Source organism: Sorangiineae bacterium MSr12523 (genome assembly GCA_037157775.1).
GTDB classification, from domain to species: Bacteria; Myxococcota_A; Polyangia; order Polyangiales; family Polyangiaceae; genus Pendulispora; species Pendulispora brunnea.
Genome location: CP089982.1, coordinates 11,120,606 through 11,138,036 on the forward strand (window position 1 = coordinate 11,120,606; position 17,431 = coordinate 11,138,036).

Below are 17,431 nucleotides of genomic sequence, written 5' to 3' on the forward strand. Positions count from 1 at the left end.
GCCATGCTTCCCCGCGTCGCAACGCGGCCCCCACGCCGCATGGCATTCCGCGCCCGCAGGGGCGGGCCCCCCTCATCACAGTGCAACGTCAACGCCGCACCGCCCCCGGCCCCCCTTCTCGTCGCATTCGCGATTCGCGATTCGCGAATCGCGAATGCCCCTGAGCCGAGATGCCGACGCCGAGGGGCCGATTCCGATTCCGAACCGCCCACGCCCGATTCCGAGTTCCGAATCCGAATCCGAGTCCGATTCGGACTCGGCGCTCGGCCTTTCGGCTTCGGCTATTCGGCTCGGCTTCGGCCTCGGTTTGTCTCCCCGCCGGTAAGTCAGGAGCTGGCCCCTGCCGTCCAGCTCCTGGGTGGGCGTTAGAGCACTTATCCGTGAAGTGGATCGAGTGCGCTATGGAGCGCCGGCATCCTGCCGGCGGTTAGCCGGCTTCCAGCCGGCGCCGCCATCGCTTGCCACCTGGAAGGTGGCGTACCGCCGGCAAGATGCCGGCGCTCCATGACGTGGCGACTCCTATTGGCCACCACCAACCCTATGGAAAAGCGCTCTACAGCCCCAGGCGACGGCGACGCCCAAAGCGGCGCGCGATTCGCTGTTGGAGCCGGCCGCCGCGGCGAAGCGTGCGATGCGGTAACCGCCTTGGCTACGGTTGCCTTCCGCAATGTTTCAGCGCGATGGAGCTGAGTGCAGTTGGAAGCTGCTCGCCCGAGTCACCATCGCAACGCCGGATACGCGCCGCGGTGAGCCGAAGCACCTCGACCGCTTGGATCGCTCGAGGACGTAAACCTGGGAGGGCGTTGGGTCGGTTTTGCGTGCATGCCCCTCCCAGCGAAAGGCGCATGACAGCGCACAACGCTCGAATGCTCCAAAATGAGGACGCTGGCGCGCTTTCGTTCGCGCACGGCAGGCAAGCAAAACCGCCCCCGGCACCGAGCTCAAATTCGAAGGTGCGATACCGAGAGCCGAGACACCGAGACCGAAAGCCCGAGGACCGAGACACCGACGCCGACGTCCAATGCCGCCAGCCGACATCGATTCCGACTCCGATCGGCATTCGGACTCGGCGTCGGCCCCTCGGACTCGGCGTCGGCCCCTCGGACTCGGCGTCGGCCCTCGGACTCGGCGTCGGCCCTCGGACTCGGCATCTCAACTCAGGGCGAAGGGGCATTCGCGATTCGCGATTCGCGAATCGCGAATGCGACCCGGCCCCCTCGACCCCCGACCTCGACCCCCCCACAAAAAATCACGCCCCACCAACGACCCCACGATGCGGTGCCTTCGTCGCGCGGGGGCGCGTTTTGACCTGTCATGCGGGGCCGCGCACGTCGCGCGCCGGCTCCGTCGTTGGCGGGGCGCGGGCGTTTCGCCGTCACGCGGCTCGCGCGATGGAGGGAATGACAGACCAAAACACACCCCGCGCTCTCCGCTCCCACGCCGCTCTCTCGTGGCCTATCAGGTGGCCGGCGAGTTTTTGCTTGCCGTGAAGGCGGCCAAGATTCGCGATGCCAAGCTCCGGGACGAGACCTTGCGTTCGGCCAAGAGCGTCTGCCTCACTGTTGCCGAAGGTGCAGAGCGCGTCATGCGTGCGGATAGGGCTCGCGCCTTTGCCAGCGCGCGGGGTGAAACCGTCGAGGCCGTGGCTGCCGTCGAGATTGCGGCGCGACCCTGACGCCGAGCGGCGAGTCGCCTTGCTCACTGGACTCGTTCGCTGACTCGCGATTCAACCTGCGAGGGAGGGTTTAGTGCGCCATGAGGAAGCGCATGACCAACACGGCCACGGCGGCGCCCACCACGAGGCACCCGAGGGCCACGGTTCCCAAAAGAAACAACGGGTTCGGCCGCGGTTTGAAGGCGCGGGCCATCGTGCCCTCGCTGCCGAGCGATGACGTGGTGCTCGGCGGCGGCGGGGCGTGGTGGTGGTGATGATGCGGGTGCGGCTGCGGCGGGGGAACCACACGCAAATTGGCACCGTTGGCCGATGGGGGCGGGGGTGGGGCCATGCCACCGACTTGGTGGCGGCCGTCGAGTACGGCTTGGAGGGCCAGGGCGAAATCTGCGGCGCTCGGGAAACGGTCCTCGGGGCGCTTTGCGAGGGCGCGCTCCATCACTTGATCGAGGAGCGGCGGGAACACGCGGCCCTCGACGCGGCGGCTCAGCGGAATGGGCCGGCCGCTCACGTGGAGCTGCAGGTAATCCATGGCGCCCTTGGCCTCGAAGGGCAGCTTGCCCGTCAGCACCTCGTACAGAATCACCGCGAGCGAATAGATATCGCTGCCCGATGTTAGCGTTTTCCCTTGGGCCTGCTCCGGGCTCATGAACTCGGGCGTCCCGAAGACCATGCCCTCTTGCGTCAGGATGAGCGACCCCGGACGCATCTCGCGTTCGGTCACCTTGGCCAAGCCGAAGTCGAGCACCTTCGGGTAGTCCTTCATGCCGCCTTGGCTGCAGAGAAAAATGTTCTCGGGCTTCAGATCGCGATGGATGATGCCGGCCTGGTGCGCCTCCTGAAGCGCGCCGCACACCTGAATCAAGATGGGCAGCGCGCGCTGCATCTGCATCGGCCCTTCGCCGCGCACCGTCTGATTGAGGTTCTTGCCCTCCAGGAACTCCATCACGATGTAGAGCGAGCCGTCCTCGAGCTCGCCGTAGAGGAAAACTTTGACCGTGTTCGGATGGGTCAGGTGGCTCATCGCCCGCGCCTCGCGGCGGAAACGCGAGGCGAGGTCTTTCCGGTTGGTGAGCTTCGGGTGAAGAATCTTCACCCCCACCATCCGGTTCATCTCCGGCTGCAACGCCTTGTACACGGCGCCCATGCCCCCCGTGCCAATCTTCTGGAGGATCTGAAATTGCCCGTTCAGGATGTCTCTGCCGATGAACGGATCCTGCGGACGCATGGGGCGGTTCACTCCGGCCATCGTCCTACGCAGTCGATGGCTAAGGGTCTCGGGTACCTTACATAAGGGAGTTCCACTATAGAGCGCGTTTTCATCGCAATGGTAGCCTTCCGAAACGGGAGCCCATGACCATTTCGCTCATTAGCCCTGCCCTCGCAAGGGCTGGATTTTCGCACGGATTTTCCACACGAGAGGTCGACCTCCGATTCGATGCGCCCGACTATGCGGGTAGTCTCAGGCGCTTTGGCACAGCCGCGGGTATCGACCCACTTCGTCTCGCCCAAGCGCGCCAGGTGCACGGCATCCACGTGGTCGATGCCCAGACGACCCTATGGATCGCTGGCGCCGCGCCGGCTGCGGAGGCCGACGCCATCGTGGCGGAGCCGGGATACGCTGCAGGTGTTCGCGTGGCCGATTGCGTGCCGATCCTCGTGGGCGATCCCACCACCGGTCGGGTTGCTGCCATCCACGCGGGATGGCGCGGCCTCGTGGCAGGCGTCATCCAGGGTGCCCTTGCACGCCTTTCCGCGGGCGGCGCCGATTTGGCGCACTCCGTGGCCGCGATCGGCCCGTGCATTTGTGCCGCGTGCTTCGAGATCGGTGACGATGTAGCCCAACAGATCACCAGGGCGGTGGACAGCAGCGTCGTCGAAACGTCACCTCCCCGGAAACCGCATGCCAACCTCCGCCTCGGGGCACGACGCCTGCTCGAGCGGGCCGGCGTCGGGATCGTCGAGGACGTGCCCGGTTGCACGCGCTGCGAGAAAGATCGCTTCTTTTCGTACCGACGCGACCAAGAGGCGAGCGGGCGCCACCTCGCGGCCATCGCTGCGGGCACGACAAGCAGCTCCCTTACATCGTAGGTGTCTGATACAGACGAAACATGATGCACGGAGCGCTGGAGTCCATCACGCAGGCGGTCGGTCACACGCCCATCGTTCGCCTCAATCGCGTTACGGCGGGCCTCAAGGCCGAGATTTACGTCAAGTGCGAATTTCTCAATCCCGGTGGCAGCCACAAGGATCGCTTGGCGGCGAACCTCCTCCGCCGCGCGGAGGAAAATGGCCTGCGCCCCGGCGGGACCATCGTCGAGGCCACGAGCGGCAACACGGGCGCCTCGCTGGCGCTGCTCGCGGCGGTGCGGGGCTACAAGTGCGTCTTCGTGATGCCGGACAAGATGAGCCAGGAGAAGATCCAGCACTTGCGTGCCTTCGGCGCGCGCGTGGTGGTGTGCCCCACGGCCGTCGAGGCGGACGACCCGCGCAGCTATTACAAAGTATCGCGCCGCATTGCAGATGAAACGCCAAATAGCTTTTACGCAAATCAGTATCACAACCCCGCCAACCCCGAGGCGCACTACATCTCCAGCGGACCGGAGATTTGGGAGCAAACCAACGGCGATTTCGATGCCTTCGTCGCGGGCATGGGCACCGGCGGCACCATCAGCGGGTGCGGCAAATATTTCAAAGAGCGAAATCCCAACGTCCAGCTCGTGGGCGTGGATCCGGTGGGTTCGCTCTATTACGACTTCGTGAAGACGGGGCGGGTCACCAAGCCGTTCTCCTACAAAGTCGAGGGCATCGGCGAGGACTTCTTCCCCACGACGATGAACCTGAAGATCATCGACGAGGTCGTGCGCGTCGACGACAAGGAGTGCTTCCTCATGACGCGCGATCTCACGCGCCTGGAGGGGCTCTTCGTCGGTGGCTCGGGCGGCGCGGCGGTGGCGGGTGCCATCAAGTACGCGAAGGCGCGCGACCGCGCGGAGAAGATTCTCGTCTTCTTGTGCGACGGCGGCAGCAAGTACGTCTCGAAGATCTTCAACGACGACTGGATGCGCGAAAACGGCTTCCTGGATGACCAGCCGGGCCTCGGCACCGTGCGGGACATCCTCGATGCGACGCCGAAGCGCAAGATCGTGACGGCGTCGGCCACCTCGACGGTGCGCGAGGTGATCGATCTCCTCAAGTCGCTCGACATCAGCCAGATCCCGGTGGTGGACGGCGGCAAGCTGCGCGGCATCATCGCGGAGGTGGACCTCCTGCGCCACCTCGTGTCGGGCGCCAAGACGCTGGATTCCACGGTGGGCGAGTTGGTCGAGGGCGACTACGCCACGGTGACGGCCGACACGAAGATCGAGCTGCTCCAGGGCGTTCTCTCGGACGCCAAGGCGGCCCTGGTCATGGCCGGCACGGACGTGGTGGGCATCGTCACCCGCATCGACTTGATCGACTTCCTGGCCAAGGCCACGGTCGAAGGCCCCAAAAGCGCCTAGCCCAAGCTAGTGCCAGGCCGTGCACACGGCGCCGGCGAACACCGCGAGGACACCGGCCACCTGGGCCGGGCGCGAGCGTTCGCCGCCGAGCCAGCCGAAGACTTGCGCGAAGAGCACGGAGGTGTTCCGCAACGTCATGATGACGCCGGCGCCTCCGCGCTCGAGGCCTGCGAGAAAGGCGACGAACGACACGGTGACGAGAAGGCCGGCGATCACGATCGGCCACGGGTGTTCGCGCGCATCGAGAAGGATCTTCGCGGTGCCGACGCGGCCGTACCAGGCGAGGCTCAACACCGCCGCCAACGCCAGCGACACCGCGGAAACGGGTGCGGGCTCGCCGCCGGCGTTCATCGCGCACTTGTAGAACAAGTGGTAGCCCGCGATGAACACCGCGCAGGCGATGGACCAGGCCAGCCCCGCGCGCCGCTCGGCGTGCCGCTCGGCTTTTTTGCCGCCGCTGCGGAGGCCGACCAGCGCGAGGCCGCCCGCCACGAGAAAGCTGCCCACGAGCGCGATGGGCGTAGGCCGCTCGCCGTGCCACACCACCGAGATGGGCCACGTGACGAGAAGCGCTCCGCCGCGGGCAATCGTGTACGCCACGCCGAGCGGGGCGCGCGCCAGGGCCTTCGACAGCGCCACGAAGTAGGCCGCCTCGAAGAGGCCCGCGCCAAGGCTCCAGAGCACGACGCTGAACGAGGGCACTGTTCGCGTGAAGAACAGCGCGACGAGCACCGAGCTCACGGCGCCGATGAGCGAGATGGCCCCGCCGGCGAGCTCCGGGTGCTTCTGTCGCTTGAGGATCGCGTTCCACATCGCGTGGACGAACGCCGACCCTATGACGATGGCCACGATGGAGAAGGGTACGCCGTCGCTGCTCACACCGTGAGAACGACCTTCCCCACCGTCGCGCGCGACTCGAGCCGGCGGTGTGCCTCCACGGCCTCGGTGAGGGGCAGCTGCAGCCCGATGGTGATGCGCAGCCGGCCTGCGGCCACGTCCTCCAGGAGAGAGGACATGGCACGCTGCTGCAACTCCGCCGGATGCGGGGAACGCAACCAATACGCGCTGACCTTCAAGGACCGCGGCATCAGCTCGGCATCCACGTCGAGCTTCGGCACCTCGCCGCTCGCCGAACCGTAGAGAATCAAGTGCCCGAACGGCGCGAGGCTCTTCAAGCTGGCGCGCCACGTGTCGGCGCCCACCGCGTCGAGCACGAGATCGACACCGTGGCCCTCGGTGATGCGCGGGACCTCGCCTTCGACTTGGTCATAGCGAAGGACCGCGTCGGCACCGGCATCGCGCGCCTGGGCGGCCTTCGCATCGGTGGAAACCGTGCCAATGACCTTGCCGCCGAGGGCCTTCACCATTTGCGTGGCCAACAGCCCCACCCCGCCGGCCGCCGAATGCACCAGCACCCATTGCCCTTTCGCGACGCGACCGGCGGTGTTCACCAAGTGATACGCGGTGAGGCCCTGCACGGGGATGCTCGCCGCCATCTCGAACGAAACGTTGTCCGGCAAGGGAAAGACGACGTCCAGACTCGCCTTGGTGAACTCCGCGTAGCACGCCGGGGTAAACGCCACCACGCGCCGGCCGACCCACGCCGCGTCGACGCCGGGCCCCACGGAATGAACCACGCCCGCAGCCTCGGAACCGAGAATGCGCGGCAAAGGCGCCGCTGCATCGTAAAGCCCGCGACGCCGCTCGGTGTCGGCGAAATTCACGCCAGCCGCGCGCACGGCGATGAGCACCTCCCCCGCGCCCGGGGCCGGCGTCTCGGCGTCTTCCCAGCGCAAAACCGTAGGATCACCAATTTGGTGGTAACGAATCGCTTTCATGGCCGGTCAGTTCCTCAAGGTGCGGGGCTTAGAAGCCGCACGTCGATCCAGTAGTGCTGACCATTCGAAAAGAGAACCAGGCATTGCCCCGATGCGACTTGAACGATGGATCCCGGGTAACGATTCCCATCGGACCATTGCACGAGCACCCGGCTTCCGATCTCGAACGAAAGCGAAGGACGCCCGGCCCCGATGGTCGCCGGATCGATGGCCTGCTGCTCGTATTCCGTGGGCATCGATGACTTGATGCTCGCGCGGCGCGCCTGCGAGGTACCGCACGCCGCGCAGAACTTCGCGCCAGCAACGTTTTGATGGTCACACTTCCAGCAAGTGTCCACCCTCGGAGAGTACGACCGGCCTTGAAAATTTGCATCACCGATGCCGGCGGCCGGTGACAGCTTTCTTCTTGGTAAGAATCTCGAGCGTGGCCCAAAAGCCGCCCATGTCCACCTCGCGGGAGAGCTCCACGTCGAAGGGCAGAGCGCGCGCCGCCTTGCGGTTACGCTCGCGGAAGGGCGAAAGCCAGACGAGGCGGCCGCCCGGCGCGAGCACATCGCAGGCGTGCGCGAGGAATTGCTCCAACATGTCGCCCAGCTCTTTGGTGCGCGCCACGCGCAGGCCCATGGGCGGGTTGGTCACGATGAGCGTGACCGGTAAGGGCGGCGTGTAGCGCGTGGCGTCGCCCTGAATCAGGGTGGCCGACACCTTGGCGCTGTCCAAGTTGGCCCGGGCGGCCTGCAGCGCCTTGGGTGCGAGATCCGTCCCGAACAGCGACGCACAAGGACCGAGCCGCGCGCGCTCCACGAGCTCCATGCCGGAGCCCACGAACGGGTCCCACACGACGTCGTCCGCGCGAATGCCGCCGAGTCGCGCCAGCGCCGCGGCGATGGTGGGGTGCGACGCCGCGGGCACGTCGCGCACGCGGTACGAGAAGCGCGGATCCGGAAGGGCGCGCGGGGAGAGCTCCAGCGAGTCTTCCCGCACGAGCACCTCCCACAGGCTCGACGTGGGATCGTTGATCAACGCCGGGCACCGCGCGGCGACCTGTTGCGCGATCTGCCAGACCTGCGCGCGGCGGTGACCGCCCTCGGCGAAGGCGAGGCGGTAGCGAATCGGCCCGCGCGTCCACGTGGTGAAGATGCGCTGCGCCGCCTCCGAGGCGAGCGCCGTCGCCACGTCGCCGCCCGGCGCCTCGATTCGAAGTGCGAAGGAGAGCGCGGTGCGCGCGAGCCAAGCCTGCTCGAGCGGCCCGCGCAAAGTGCCGCGCACCCAGCCCGCGGTGCTCGTCTGCATCGGACCGAACGGCGAGCCGTGGTCCTGCAGTTCGTCCGCGAGCACCGGCTCCAGCCCGCGCCGCACCTGGAATACGATGGGCACGGGCTCGCTGGGCGCGGCCGTCGCATCGATGCTGCCGCCGCCGTCCTGTCCGCGCACCAAGGTGCGCTCGATCATCAGCCGCGCACGGGCTGCGATACGCTGCAGCTCGGGATCCTGCGTCGCCATGTCGGCCAGCAGCGGTGCCGCACTCGCCGCCCCCAAATTGCCCAGCGCCGAGGCGAGCGCGCGCTGCTCTTCGACGGGCACATCGGCCCGGTTCCAGGCGCCCACCAGCGCATCCTCCACGCGCCGGGCCCGTTCGCCACGCAGCTTGCCGAGCGCACGCGCCGCGGCCCGACGCACCTGCGACGCCTCGTCGTTCAGCGCCCGCAGAAAGGCCCCCACGGCCGCGTCGCTCGAAGTCGCACGCGCCAGCGCGCGAACCAGGTGCACCTTCGAGGTGGGCGACGCCTCTTCCCACTGATCCCGCACGACGGCGACCAGCGCCTCGCCAAGCCGCGCCAGCGCACGCTCCACGGCGGACCGAACCGTTTCCTCGGGGTCGACCAGCAGCGCCACCAATCCGGCGGCGTCGCGCACACTGGGGGTAAATCCTGGCGATTGGACAGCGTTTTTTAATTCCAGCGCACTTTTCATCCGTCGGGACCGCCCAGCGTAACCTTTGTGGGGGTGCCGTCGTAACCTGAATCACGATGGAAAAACCCTCTCGTCTGATCGCCCCGAGCATGCTCGACCGGCGCACCTTCCTTCGGGCGGTGGCGGCCGGTACGGGCATCTGTGCCCTCGGGGGCGCGACGTACGTGCTCGCCGACGATGACGCGACCCGCCGCGCGGCCGCCCTCAAGCGCCCCGACGGGCGCCCCCGCCTGCCACCGAGCCAGTTCCTCTTGCAGCGACTGCGTCCGATGGGCGGCAGCGAAGGCGATCCGAGCGCCAAAAATTTCAAGCTGCGCGTCTACGGCGAGGTGGAAGCGCCCTTCGAGATCGACTTCGCCGAGCTGCTCAAGATGCCCCAGGTCGAGCAGACTTGCGACGTCCACTGCGTGACGAAATGGACCGTGCTCGATAGCCACTGGACGGGCGTTCGCGTCGCGGATCTCGCCGAGCGGGCCAAGGTGAAGAAGGGCGCACGCCACGTCATCTTCGAGGCCGTGCACGGATACACCTCGAACGTGCTCTTGCGCGAAGCCCTCGCGCCCAACGTCCTCGTCGCGCACCGCTACGAGGGTGCGCCGCTCGCACGTCCGCACGGCGCACCCGTGCGCGCGTTGGTGCCGGATCTGTATTTCTGGAAGAGCGCCAAGTGGCTCACCGGTATTCGCTTCAGCGCCGTCGATCAACCCGGCTATTGGGAAGTGCGCGGGTACAACAATCACGCCGATCCGTGGAGAGAAGAACGATATGGCTGAAGGCCCCTCTCGGTTTCTCCTCCGGCCATGGTTGCGCGCCATTCATCGCGACGTCGGTTACGTGGCCGTTGGGCTCACCTTCATTTATGCGCTGTCCGGTTTGGCCGTAAATCACATTGCCGACTGGAAAGACGGTGACGCGAACTTCGCCCGTTTCCAAACGACACACCATTTCGCCTCACTCGCCAATGGCAACTCGCGTGATGACGAAGCCATCGCGCGCGACGTGGCGAGCAAACTTGGCATCACCGAGCCACCGCGCGAAGTCTACCGCGCGGCCCCCGACCAACTCGACGTGCAATGGGAACGACGTACCTTGCACATCGACACCGAAAAAGGCGACGTGATCGAAGAGGGCGAAAAGCCACGATTTTTCCTACGTCTCGCGAATTGGCTGCATTTGAATCGTGGCAAGAAAGCATGGACTTACGTGGCGGATACCTATGCGGTGGCGCTCCTCTTCTTGTCCATCTCCGGCCTCTTCATGATCAAAGGTAAGAAAGGCCTTTTGGGCCGTGGCGCGGTGTTGGCGCTCGTGGGAATCGCCATTCCTGTCGTCTATGTGACCTTGGCCGGCGGTCCATAATTTACGAACTGCCCCAATTGACACTTGGTCGGAGTCACAGCAACGTGTCTTGTAGATGGACGACCTCGGGGGAAATCTCGCAGCGGTCCGCCTGCTGCTCGTCGCCGAAGATGAAGCCGACGCCAGCCTCGTTCGAGGCGCGCTTGCTCGTCTTCAAGGACTCTCGGAAGCATCGTTCGCGTGGACGCGCGCGGCCGAAGCCGCATCGTTCGCCCTCGCACGCGACGAGCACGACGTCTGCCTCGTCGATTTCGAGCTTGCGAAGCGAACGAACTTCGAGTTGTTGGAACGACACGGTGGCGACACGCCCATCGTTGTCATGGCCCGGCTAGCGGGCCAAGACGCGGACCCATTCGCAGGCCGCCCGGCCCTCGCGATGCGCGCGTTCGACATTCTCGATCGAAGCCAGCTGGCAACGCCACGCTTCGAGCGCACGCTGCGGCGGGTTCTCGAGCGCCGCAGTTCGCGCGTCGCGCTGCAACGGTCGGATGCGCGCTTTCGCGATGTGCTGGAGCAGATCCCGGAAGCCATCCTGGTGCACGAGCGCGGGCGCATCCTTCACGTGAACGCACGCACCCTGCGCGACCTCGGCTGCGAGCGGCCCGACCAACTCGTCGGCTCCTCGTTGCTCGACTTGGTGAGCGAAGACGATCGCTCCCGGCTCGGAGCAGGCCCTCGGAGCGCAACCAGTCCGATAATCTGTCGCTTCATGCTCGCGGACGGAAGCATGCTCGCCGCGGAGGTCATCGAGGTGCCCATCGTCTGGGCAGGGCGACCCGCGAGTGCCTTGCTCGCGCGCGACGTGAGCCAGCACCTCGACACGCAAGCGCGCATTCTCCTCGCCGATCGCTTTGCGCGCGGGAGCTCGCTCGCGGCTTCGGTGGCGCACGAAATCAACAACCCGCTGGCCTACGTCCGCTCGAACCTGGTGTTCGCCATCGACGAGCTCGCACGCGCCGAGGGAAGCGAGCGGATGAACCATGTGCGCGAAGCCCTCGCCGATGCCCGCCAAGGGGCCGAGCGCGTCGAGATCATCGCGCGCGATCTCAAGGTTTTCTCCCAGGCGCGCGAAGACCGCAAAAGCTCCGTCGACGTGCACCGGGTGATCGAGCTCGCGTTCAACATGACCAAGTCGGAGATCCGCGAGCGCGCGAGGCTGGTCACGGAATACGCTCAGGTCCCGGACATCATCGCCAACGACGGGCGCCTGGCGCACGTGTTCATCAACTTGCTCCTCAACGCCGTGCAGGCGATCCCCGAGGGCCGGGCACGCGAGCACACCGTGCGGGTGGCCACACGCTGCGACCGCGATCGGGTCATCGTCGAGGTGTCCGACACGGGCGCGGGCATGTCGCCGAAGGTCCGCGAGCGCATCTTCGACCCGTTCTTCACGACCGCGCCCACCGTGCGCACGGGCCTGGGGCTCTTCATCTGCCAACAGATCGTGCAGGCGCTGCGCGGGCGCATCACCGTGGAGAGCGAGCTTGGCCGAGGCAGCACCTTCCGCGTGGAGCTGCCCGCCAACGTGTCGGCCACGTTGCCCATCGCCCGACCTCACACGCGCCGCGCCCACCTTCTCATCGTGGACGACGAGCCGCTCGTGTGCAGCTCCCTGCAGCGCAGCTTGAAGCGCGACTACGAAGTCACCGCCGTCCAATCGGCGCGCGCCGCCTTGGATCTCATGGCCGGCGGCACGTCCTTCGATCTCGTGCTGTGCGATCTGATGATGCCCGAAATGAGCGGCATGGATCTCTACGAGGAGCTGCGTCGCACCAACCCGGTGCAGTGCACGAAGCTCATTTTCTTCACCGGCGGCGCCTCCACCGCCGGCGCCCGCGAATTCCTCGAGCGCGTCCCCAATCCACGCTTGGAAAAACCCGCCGACATCGCCCGCATCCGCGAACTCGTCCGCGAGCGCATCGCGAGCTAGTCGCTCACTAGAGAAGCGCGCGGTCCAAGGTTTGGGTCAGGTCGATGAGGTCGACCAGATCTTCCACGTAGTCGAGTTTCGTCGTGTCGATGCGCACGATGGGTGAAAGATCGTACGTGTCGAACCATCGCTCGTAGAGCTTGTGCAGCCCGCGGAGGTACGCCGTGGGGATCTCTTTCTCCATTTCGCGCCCGCGGCGGGCGATGCGCTTCTTCGTCGCGGGCAGGGAGCATGTGAGCGCGATGAGCACGTCCGGCGGACGCAAGGCGCGCAGGATGCCGCGGTACAGACGCTGGTAGACCTCCCAATCGCGCAAGTCGATGTTTCCTTGCGCGTGCAGACTGTGGGCGAAAATCTCCGCGTCTTCGTAAATGGTCCGATCAATGACCGCCGGTGATGGGCATCGCTCGAGCTCTTGATGCAGCTCGAGTTTGTGCGCGAGAAAAAATGCCTGCGAGTGAAACGCCCACCGCTTCATGTCGCGATAAAAATCGGCAAGGTACGGGTTGGCCTCGTTCGGCTCGTAAAAGGCCGTGAGCCCGTAACGCTTCACCAGCCACGCCACGAGCGACGTCTTTCCCGCTCCAATCGTTCCTGCCACTGCGATGTATCGTTTCATCGGGACTCCCGAGCGCCACCGATGTGTCTATTACACCGGGCTCGGGGGTGAAACGGAAACCCGTGCTACCCGCACGACTGTCGCTATTGGGCCAACGCCTCGGGGATCCGCTCCAGCGCCCCGCGCACGGCATGCCGAATGGCCTTGCGCTCGCGGGCACCGGAATCCGAGCCCTCTTGCGCTTGCGCGCGGCCTTCGAGGATCGCGAAAAGGTCGCCGCCCTTCTTCGTGCGAAGCGCGGCGGAAATCACGCAGGTGGTCGCCGTGCCTTGCGACGTCGCTTCGGTGTCCATGCGCAGCAGCGACACGGAGAGAATCACGGGACGCTTGCGCGCGTGGCTCAGGTCGATCGTCGGAAGCTCCTCGACGACCGTTGCGCGCAAAACGCCAGGGACATCGACTCCGTCACGAACGACGCTGGTCGACACTTCGCCCACAACCACCGGTGAGTCTTTGGCATCGACGTCGCCCGGTGCCAGCAGCGCGGCAGCGGCAATCGCGGCGACGACGACAGATCGATACACGTCCCCGATGAGGCGCATGGCTTCCTCTCCCTTGAAAGCGTGATTGCGAAATGCGTGCGCACGTCCGGGCACCACGGGTTGGCCGGGTGCCTCGCGACGAAGCAGGGGCTAGCGGGTTTTTCGACCCCGGGCCAACTTCTCGTCTTTGTCCAAGAGCGCCGCACGTGTGACGCCCTCGCCGAAGCGCTGGCCGATGGCCCTCACCACCTCTTCGACGCGCTGGAATTGCTCACGTCGGACGTCTTTCTCGTCTTCGAACAGCTTGCGTTGCACCCCCGCACCGTCCGCGCCCGTATCGACCAGGCCGGACAGCGACACCCCCGTGAGCCGCACGGGCCCGGGATCGAACTCGCGCAGAAGGCCCCGCGCCGCTGTAAAAATACTGTTCGTATCGGCCACCGGCTCCGGCAGGGAGATCCGACGTGTGCGCAAGGTGAAGTCGGCGTACTTCAATTTCACGACGACGATATTCCCGGCGAGGCCCGCCTCGAGAAGGCGCTGCGCCACACGCGAGGCATGTCGCAACAGCGTTCGCTCGATGTCGGCGGCCGTGCGGAGATCCTCCTCGTACGTTTCCTCGTGGCCCACGGACTTCGCCGCGCGATCCGGTTCCACGTCGCGCGGATCGATGCCGCGTGCGAGATCGCGCACGTGCCGGCCCCAGCTTCCCAGCATCGAGTCGAGCGCGCGTGGATCGGCGGAGGCGAGATCGCCCAAGGTGCGCAGGCCCAGGGCGCGCAGCCGCGGCGCCGTCTTCGGACCGACGCCCCACATCCGCTCGATCGGCAGCGGTGCGAGGAACGCAGCGACGCCGCCATCAGGCACCACGACGAGCCCGTCGGGCTTCTGCAGATCGCTGGCGACCTTGGCCACGAACTTCGACGGAGCCACCCCCGCCGAGGCCGTGAGCCCCAGCTCGCCTTTCACGTCGCCCTTGATGGCCCGCGCGATGGTTTCGCCATCGCCGAACAAAGAGCGGCTCTCCGTCACGTCGAGAAAGGCCTCGTCGACACTCAGCCCTTCCACGAGCGGCGTGTAGCGCTCGAAGATTGCGAACACACTGCGGCTCACTTCGGCGTAGCGATCGTGCCGGGGCGGAACGACGAGGGCTTGTGGGCAGAGGCGCATGGCCTCTGCCATGGACATGGCCGAGTGCGGACCGAATTTGCGGGCTTCGTACGACGCCGCAAGCACCACACCGCGCCGCTTGGAGCCACCGACGAGCACCGGCTTGCCGGCAAGCCGCGGGTCGTCGCGTATCTCGACGGAAGCATAAAATGCGTCCATATCGACGTGGACGATCGAGCGCGGTCTCGGCATCTGTTACAAGCAGAGCATGGCCGACGACGCGAACCGTGACAAAAGCGACAATCGGAATGGGTCGGGAACGCCCGCGCCCGGGGCCTTCCGCACCGTGCCGCGAACCGGTGTCATCTACGTCACGACCGAGGCGAGCAAACTCGGATTTTCCTCGGCGAACCCGGACTGGTGCAACCTCGGTCAGGGCCAGCCCGAAACGGGGGACCTGCCCGGCGCCCCGCCGCGCGTGCACAACGTCTCCATCGACGTCGACGACCAGGAGTACGCGCCCGTCGCCGGCATCACCGAGCTGCGCGAGGCCATTGCTGCATTGTACAACCAATTGTACCGGCGCGGCCTTCCCTCGCAGTACACCGCGGAGAACGTCTGCGTCTCCGGCGGCGGCCGTGCTGCCCTCACGCGGGCCGCGGCGAGCCTCGCGTCGATCAACCTGGGGCATTTTCTGCCGGACTACACGGCGTACGAAGAGCTGCTCGACATCTTCAAGGCCTTCACGGCCATCCCGATTTTGCTCGAGGGCGACCGCGGCTACGCGTTCTCGTCGGAGGAGCTGCGCCGGGAAATCATGGGTCGCGGCCTCGGCGCCATCCTGCTCTCCAACCCGTGCAACCCCACGGGCAAGCACGTGGAGGGCGAGGAGCTCGCGCGTTGGGTCTCCATCGCACGCGAGCTCGATTGCACCTTGCTCCTCGACGAGTTCTACTCGCACTACGTCTACCGCACGCGCCGCGGAGCACTGCCGGTGGAGAGCGCCGCGCGCTACGTGGAGGACGTGAACCGCGATCCCATTCTGCTTTTCGACGGGCTCACGAAGAACTGGCGCTACCCGGGCTGGCGCGTCACCTGGACCGTCGGCCCGAAGAAGGTCATCGATGCGCTCAGCAGCGCCGGCTCCTTCCTCGACGGCGGCGGCTCGAAGCCGCTGCAACGCGCGGCCATTCCGCTCTTGGCCGAGGAGCACGTGGTGAAGGAGACGCTGGCCATCCAGGCCGCCTTCCGCGACAAGCGCGATCGCCTGCACTCGCGCCTCGAGCGCATCGGCGTTCGCTTCGAGCGCGCGCCCGAGGGCACCTTCTACCTCTGGGGCGACGTCAGCACGCTCCCGCCTCCCCTGAACGATGGCATGGGCCTCTTCCGCGCAGCCTTGGACAAGAAGGTCATCGTGGTGCCGGGCGAGTTCTTCGACGTCAACCCCGGCAAACGCCGCGGCGGCCGGCCCTCGCGCTTCCGCCACTACGTCCGATTCTCCTTCGGCCCCTCCGCGGCAACACTCGATACGGCCCTCGACCGCCTCACCGCGCTCGTCGAGGGACTCTAGAGAGGAGAGGAACAGGGAGGGGGGGAGGCGGGGAGGGATACGGCACAAATCCCACCGCGCACCGAGGCTTTTTTTTGGGTTTTCAGTTGGCTCCGTAAGCCAACTGAAAAAAAAACTAGCCTCGGTGCGCGGTGGGATTCGCGTTGTTTCCCTCCCCGCCTCCCCCTCTCCCTGTAAATCTTCCGGCCGTTACAGCACGAGATTGTGGGGGTTCGGTCCGAAGGGGTCGCCGGGGCAGCGTGCAGCCTTGGCCAGGTAGGCCCACATGGCTTTGCTGCCGGGGGTGTTGGGGTCGAGGGCGACGTCGGCGTTGGTGTTGCCGGTGCTGCCGGTCTTGACGTATTTGCCGATGACGGTGGCGGTCATGTTGGGCTGATGGTCCGAGCCGGGGAGGCTTCGGGAGAAGTCGCCGTGGAGGATGACCACCACGTTCATCGCCTTGAGTTGCTCGTCGGTGCGCAGGCGCGCGAGGAAGGTCTTCAGCGGCGGGATGATGCGGTCGTTCATCATATTGCGCACCTTGGTGCCGTCGGTGTCGCCGTGCGAGTCCCAGTTGAAGTCGTCCGTGATGGTCACCAGGTTGGCACCGGCGCGCACCATCAGCTCGGCCCCCACGACCTTGGAGGCGAAGTCGCGCACCGCCGTTTTCTCGTCGCGTCCGTAGGCGGCGGCGATGTCCTTGAAGAAGAACGGCTGCACCGGCTTGCGCAGCGCATCGACCGCCGTCGCGTAGCCGTCCTTGAAGGTCACCAGCGAACCCGGGTTCTTGCCCATCGCGCCGCCGCTCATCGCCGTGGCGCGCGCGATGGCCTCCGAGGCCACGTTGCGCGCGGGCAGCTTCGGATCGGGATCGCCTCCACCCAGCGCGCGAATCGTCGAGCCCATGTCGTTGATCTGCTGGTACGACACGCCGCCCTCCGCATCGCGCGGCCCCGGCGGCATGCGTCCCATGGCGGCTGCCTTGATGGCCGCCGTTCCGCCCATGGCCGCTGCGAGCTGCAGCGCGAACGAGCGCCCATCACCGAAGTTGAGCGCCTGCGCGTTGCTGTGATCCGTGCTCCCGTGCCGGTTGCCAATCGAGGCCATGTGCCGCAGCGAAAACTCGTCCAGGCTCCCGAGCGAGCCGGCATCGACGTACAAGTTGTTCCCCAGCGACTTCACGTTGCCGTCGTTCACGCCGAATGCCTTGTTGCGGAACGAATTCGCACTTGGGAAAAGCGCGTTGTAGCCGCCGCTGAAGAAGATGCTGATCACCGTCGACTTCTCCTCGGCCGCACGCGCGGTGCCCAGCCAACTTGCACCGGCGAGAGCACCGAGCCCTGTCAAGAGGCGACGACGAGACACATGCCCAAAACGCGAATCGCTCATGTTGAA

Annotated in this window: 16 protein-coding genes; 7 read left to right on the top strand and 9 right to left on the bottom strand. The window is 66.3% G+C overall.

From position 1 onward, the window contains the following. The first annotated feature begins 1,450 nt into the window (after positions 1 to 1,450). Complete coding sequence (locus LZC95_43975) at positions 1,451 to 1,675, top strand: four helix bundle protein (GenBank protein WXA93401.1); 225 nt, start codon at positions 1,451 to 1,453, stop codon at positions 1,673 to 1,675. A 70-nt stretch (positions 1,676 to 1,745) separates the two neighbouring features. On the opposite strand, the gene LZC95_43980 is transcribed toward LZC95_43975, so the two are convergent. Next, positions 1,746 to 2,921: a serine/threonine protein kinase gene (locus LZC95_43980; protein ID WXA93402.1), complete on the bottom strand. Its 1,176-nt coding sequence runs from the start codon at positions 2,919 to 2,921 to the stop codon at positions 1,746 to 1,748. 104 nt (positions 2,922 to 3,025) lie between these two features. On the opposite strand from LZC95_43980, the gene LZC95_43985 reads away from it, so the two are divergent. Then, positions 3,026 to 3,763 (top strand): polyphenol oxidase family protein, encoded by a 738-nt coding sequence (locus LZC95_43985; protein ID WXA93403.1) that lies wholly within the window; start codon positions 3,026 to 3,028, stop codon positions 3,761 to 3,763. A gap of 20 nt (positions 3,764 to 3,783) precedes the next feature. Then, entirely contained in the window at positions 3,784 to 5,175 is a 1,392-nt protein-coding gene (locus LZC95_43990) for a pyridoxal-phosphate dependent enzyme (GenBank protein WXA93404.1), read from the top strand. A gap of 6 nt (positions 5,176 to 5,181) precedes the next feature. On the opposite strand, the gene LZC95_43995 is transcribed toward LZC95_43990, so the two are convergent. From LZC95_43995 to LZC95_44010, 4 genes are read right to left on the bottom strand one after another with little or no spacing between them, the layout of a single operon-like run. Next, positions 5,182 to 6,054, bottom strand: a complete 873-nt coding sequence (locus LZC95_43995; GenBank protein WXA93405.1) for a DMT family transporter — start codon at positions 6,052 to 6,054, stop codon at positions 5,182 to 5,184. Next, positions 6,051 to 7,013: a quinone oxidoreductase gene (locus LZC95_44000; protein WXA93406.1), complete on the bottom strand. Its 963-nt coding sequence runs from the start codon at positions 7,011 to 7,013 to the stop codon at positions 6,051 to 6,053. The genes LZC95_43995 and LZC95_44000 overlap by 4 nt, the downstream gene beginning before the upstream one ends. A gap of 14 nt (positions 7,014 to 7,027) precedes the next feature. Next, positions 7,028 to 7,351: a zinc-ribbon domain-containing protein gene (locus tag LZC95_44005; protein WXA93407.1), complete on the bottom strand. Its 324-nt coding sequence runs from the start codon at positions 7,349 to 7,351 to the stop codon at positions 7,028 to 7,030. A 34-nt stretch (positions 7,352 to 7,385) separates the two neighbouring features. Beyond that, positions 7,386 to 8,930 (bottom strand): methyltransferase, encoded by a 1,545-nt coding sequence (locus LZC95_44010; protein ID WXA93408.1) that lies wholly within the window; start codon positions 8,928 to 8,930, stop codon positions 7,386 to 7,388. Between the two features lie 113 nt (positions 8,931 to 9,043). Here LZC95_44010 and LZC95_44015 point away from each other — a divergent pair, with 113 nt between their 5' ends. From LZC95_44015 to LZC95_44025, 3 genes are read left to right on the top strand one after another with little or no spacing between them, the layout of a single operon-like run. Then, positions 9,044 to 9,760, top strand: coding sequence for a molybdopterin-dependent oxidoreductase (locus tag LZC95_44015; protein WXA93409.1), 717 nt, complete (start codon positions 9,044 to 9,046; stop codon positions 9,758 to 9,760). Further along, positions 9,753 to 10,346, top strand: coding sequence for a PepSY-associated TM helix domain-containing protein (locus LZC95_44020; protein WXA93410.1), 594 nt, complete (start codon positions 9,753 to 9,755; stop codon positions 10,344 to 10,346). Before LZC95_44015 ends, LZC95_44020 begins: the two co-directional genes overlap by 8 nt. 55 nt (positions 10,347 to 10,401) lie before the next feature. Continuing rightward, the gene (locus LZC95_44025) at positions 10,402 to 12,276 is read left to right on the top strand and encodes an ATP-binding protein (protein WXA93411.1); all 1,875 of its coding nucleotides are present in this window, start codon (positions 10,402 to 10,404) and stop codon (positions 12,274 to 12,276) included. A gap of 7 nt (positions 12,277 to 12,283) precedes the next feature. Here LZC95_44025 and LZC95_44030 read toward each other — a convergent pair whose 3' ends face one another. The 3 genes from LZC95_44030 to dinB form a co-directional block, all read right to left on the bottom strand. Beyond that, on the bottom strand, positions 12,284 to 12,895 hold the full coding sequence (locus LZC95_44030; protein ID WXA93412.1) for a deoxynucleoside kinase: 612 nt from the start codon (positions 12,893 to 12,895) through the stop codon (positions 12,284 to 12,286). An 83-nt stretch (positions 12,896 to 12,978) separates the two neighbouring features. After that, positions 12,979 to 13,437, bottom strand: coding sequence for a hypothetical protein (locus LZC95_44035; GenBank protein WXA93413.1), 459 nt, complete (start codon positions 13,435 to 13,437; stop codon positions 12,979 to 12,981). Positions 13,438 to 13,527: 90 nt separating this feature from the next. Beyond that, a complete protein-coding gene (gene dinB / locus LZC95_44040) occupies positions 13,528 to 14,739 on the bottom strand; it encodes a DNA polymerase IV (GenBank protein WXA93414.1) in 1,212 nt (403 codons plus the stop codon). A 16-nt stretch (positions 14,740 to 14,755) separates the two neighbouring features. Here dinB and LZC95_44045 point away from each other — a divergent pair, with 16 nt between their 5' ends. Next, on the top strand, positions 14,756 to 16,057 hold the full coding sequence (locus LZC95_44045; protein ID WXA93415.1) for a pyridoxal phosphate-dependent aminotransferase: 1,302 nt from the start codon (positions 14,756 to 14,758) through the stop codon (positions 16,055 to 16,057). Positions 16,058 to 16,246: 189 nt separating this feature from the next. Here LZC95_44045 and LZC95_44050 read toward each other — a convergent pair whose 3' ends face one another. Then, on the bottom strand, positions 16,247 to 17,425 hold the full coding sequence (locus LZC95_44050) for a hypothetical protein (GenBank protein ID WXA93416.1): 1,179 nt from the start codon (positions 17,423 to 17,425) through the stop codon (positions 16,247 to 16,249). Positions 17,426 to 17,431: the final 6 nt, after the last annotated feature.

Bases quoted from the DNA above. Each gene is read 5' to 3' on its own strand.
- LZC95_43980 (WXA93402.1), bottom strand. From the start codon at position 2,921: ATGGCCGGAGTGAACCGCCCCATGCGTCCGCAGGATCCGTTCATCGGC.
- LZC95_43985 (WXA93403.1), top strand. From the start codon at position 3,026: ATGACCATTTCGCTCATTAGCCCTGCCCTCGCAAGGGCTGGATTTTCG.
- LZC95_43990 (WXA93404.1), top strand. From the start codon at position 3,784: ATGATGCACGGAGCGCTGGAGTCCATCACGCAGGCGGTCGGTCACACG.
- LZC95_44000 (WXA93406.1), bottom strand. From the start codon at position 7,013: ATGAAAGCGATTCGTTACCACCAAATTGGTGATCCTACGGTTTTGCGC.
- LZC95_44015 (WXA93409.1), top strand. From the start codon at position 9,044: ATGGAAAAACCCTCTCGTCTGATCGCCCCGAGCATGCTCGACCGGCGC.
- LZC95_44020 (WXA93410.1), top strand. From the start codon at position 9,753: ATGGCTGAAGGCCCCTCTCGGTTTCTCCTCCGGCCATGGTTGCGCGCC.
- LZC95_44025 (WXA93411.1), top strand. From the start codon at position 10,402: ATGGACGACCTCGGGGGAAATCTCGCAGCGGTCCGCCTGCTGCTCGTC.
- LZC95_44030 (WXA93412.1), bottom strand. From the start codon at position 12,895: ATGAAACGATACATCGCAGTGGCAGGAACGATTGGAGCGGGAAAGACG.
- LZC95_44035 (WXA93413.1), bottom strand. From the start codon at position 13,437: ATGCGCCTCATCGGGGACGTGTATCGATCTGTCGTCGTCGCCGCGATT.
- dinB (WXA93414.1), bottom strand. From the start codon at position 14,739: ATGCCGAGACCGCGCTCGATCGTCCACGTCGATATGGACGCATTTTAT.
- LZC95_44045 (WXA93415.1), top strand. From the start codon at position 14,756: ATGGCCGACGACGCGAACCGTGACAAAAGCGACAATCGGAATGGGTCG.
- LZC95_44050 (WXA93416.1), bottom strand. From the start codon at position 17,425: ATGAGCGATTCGCGTTTTGGGCATGTGTCTCGTCGTCGCCTCTTGACA.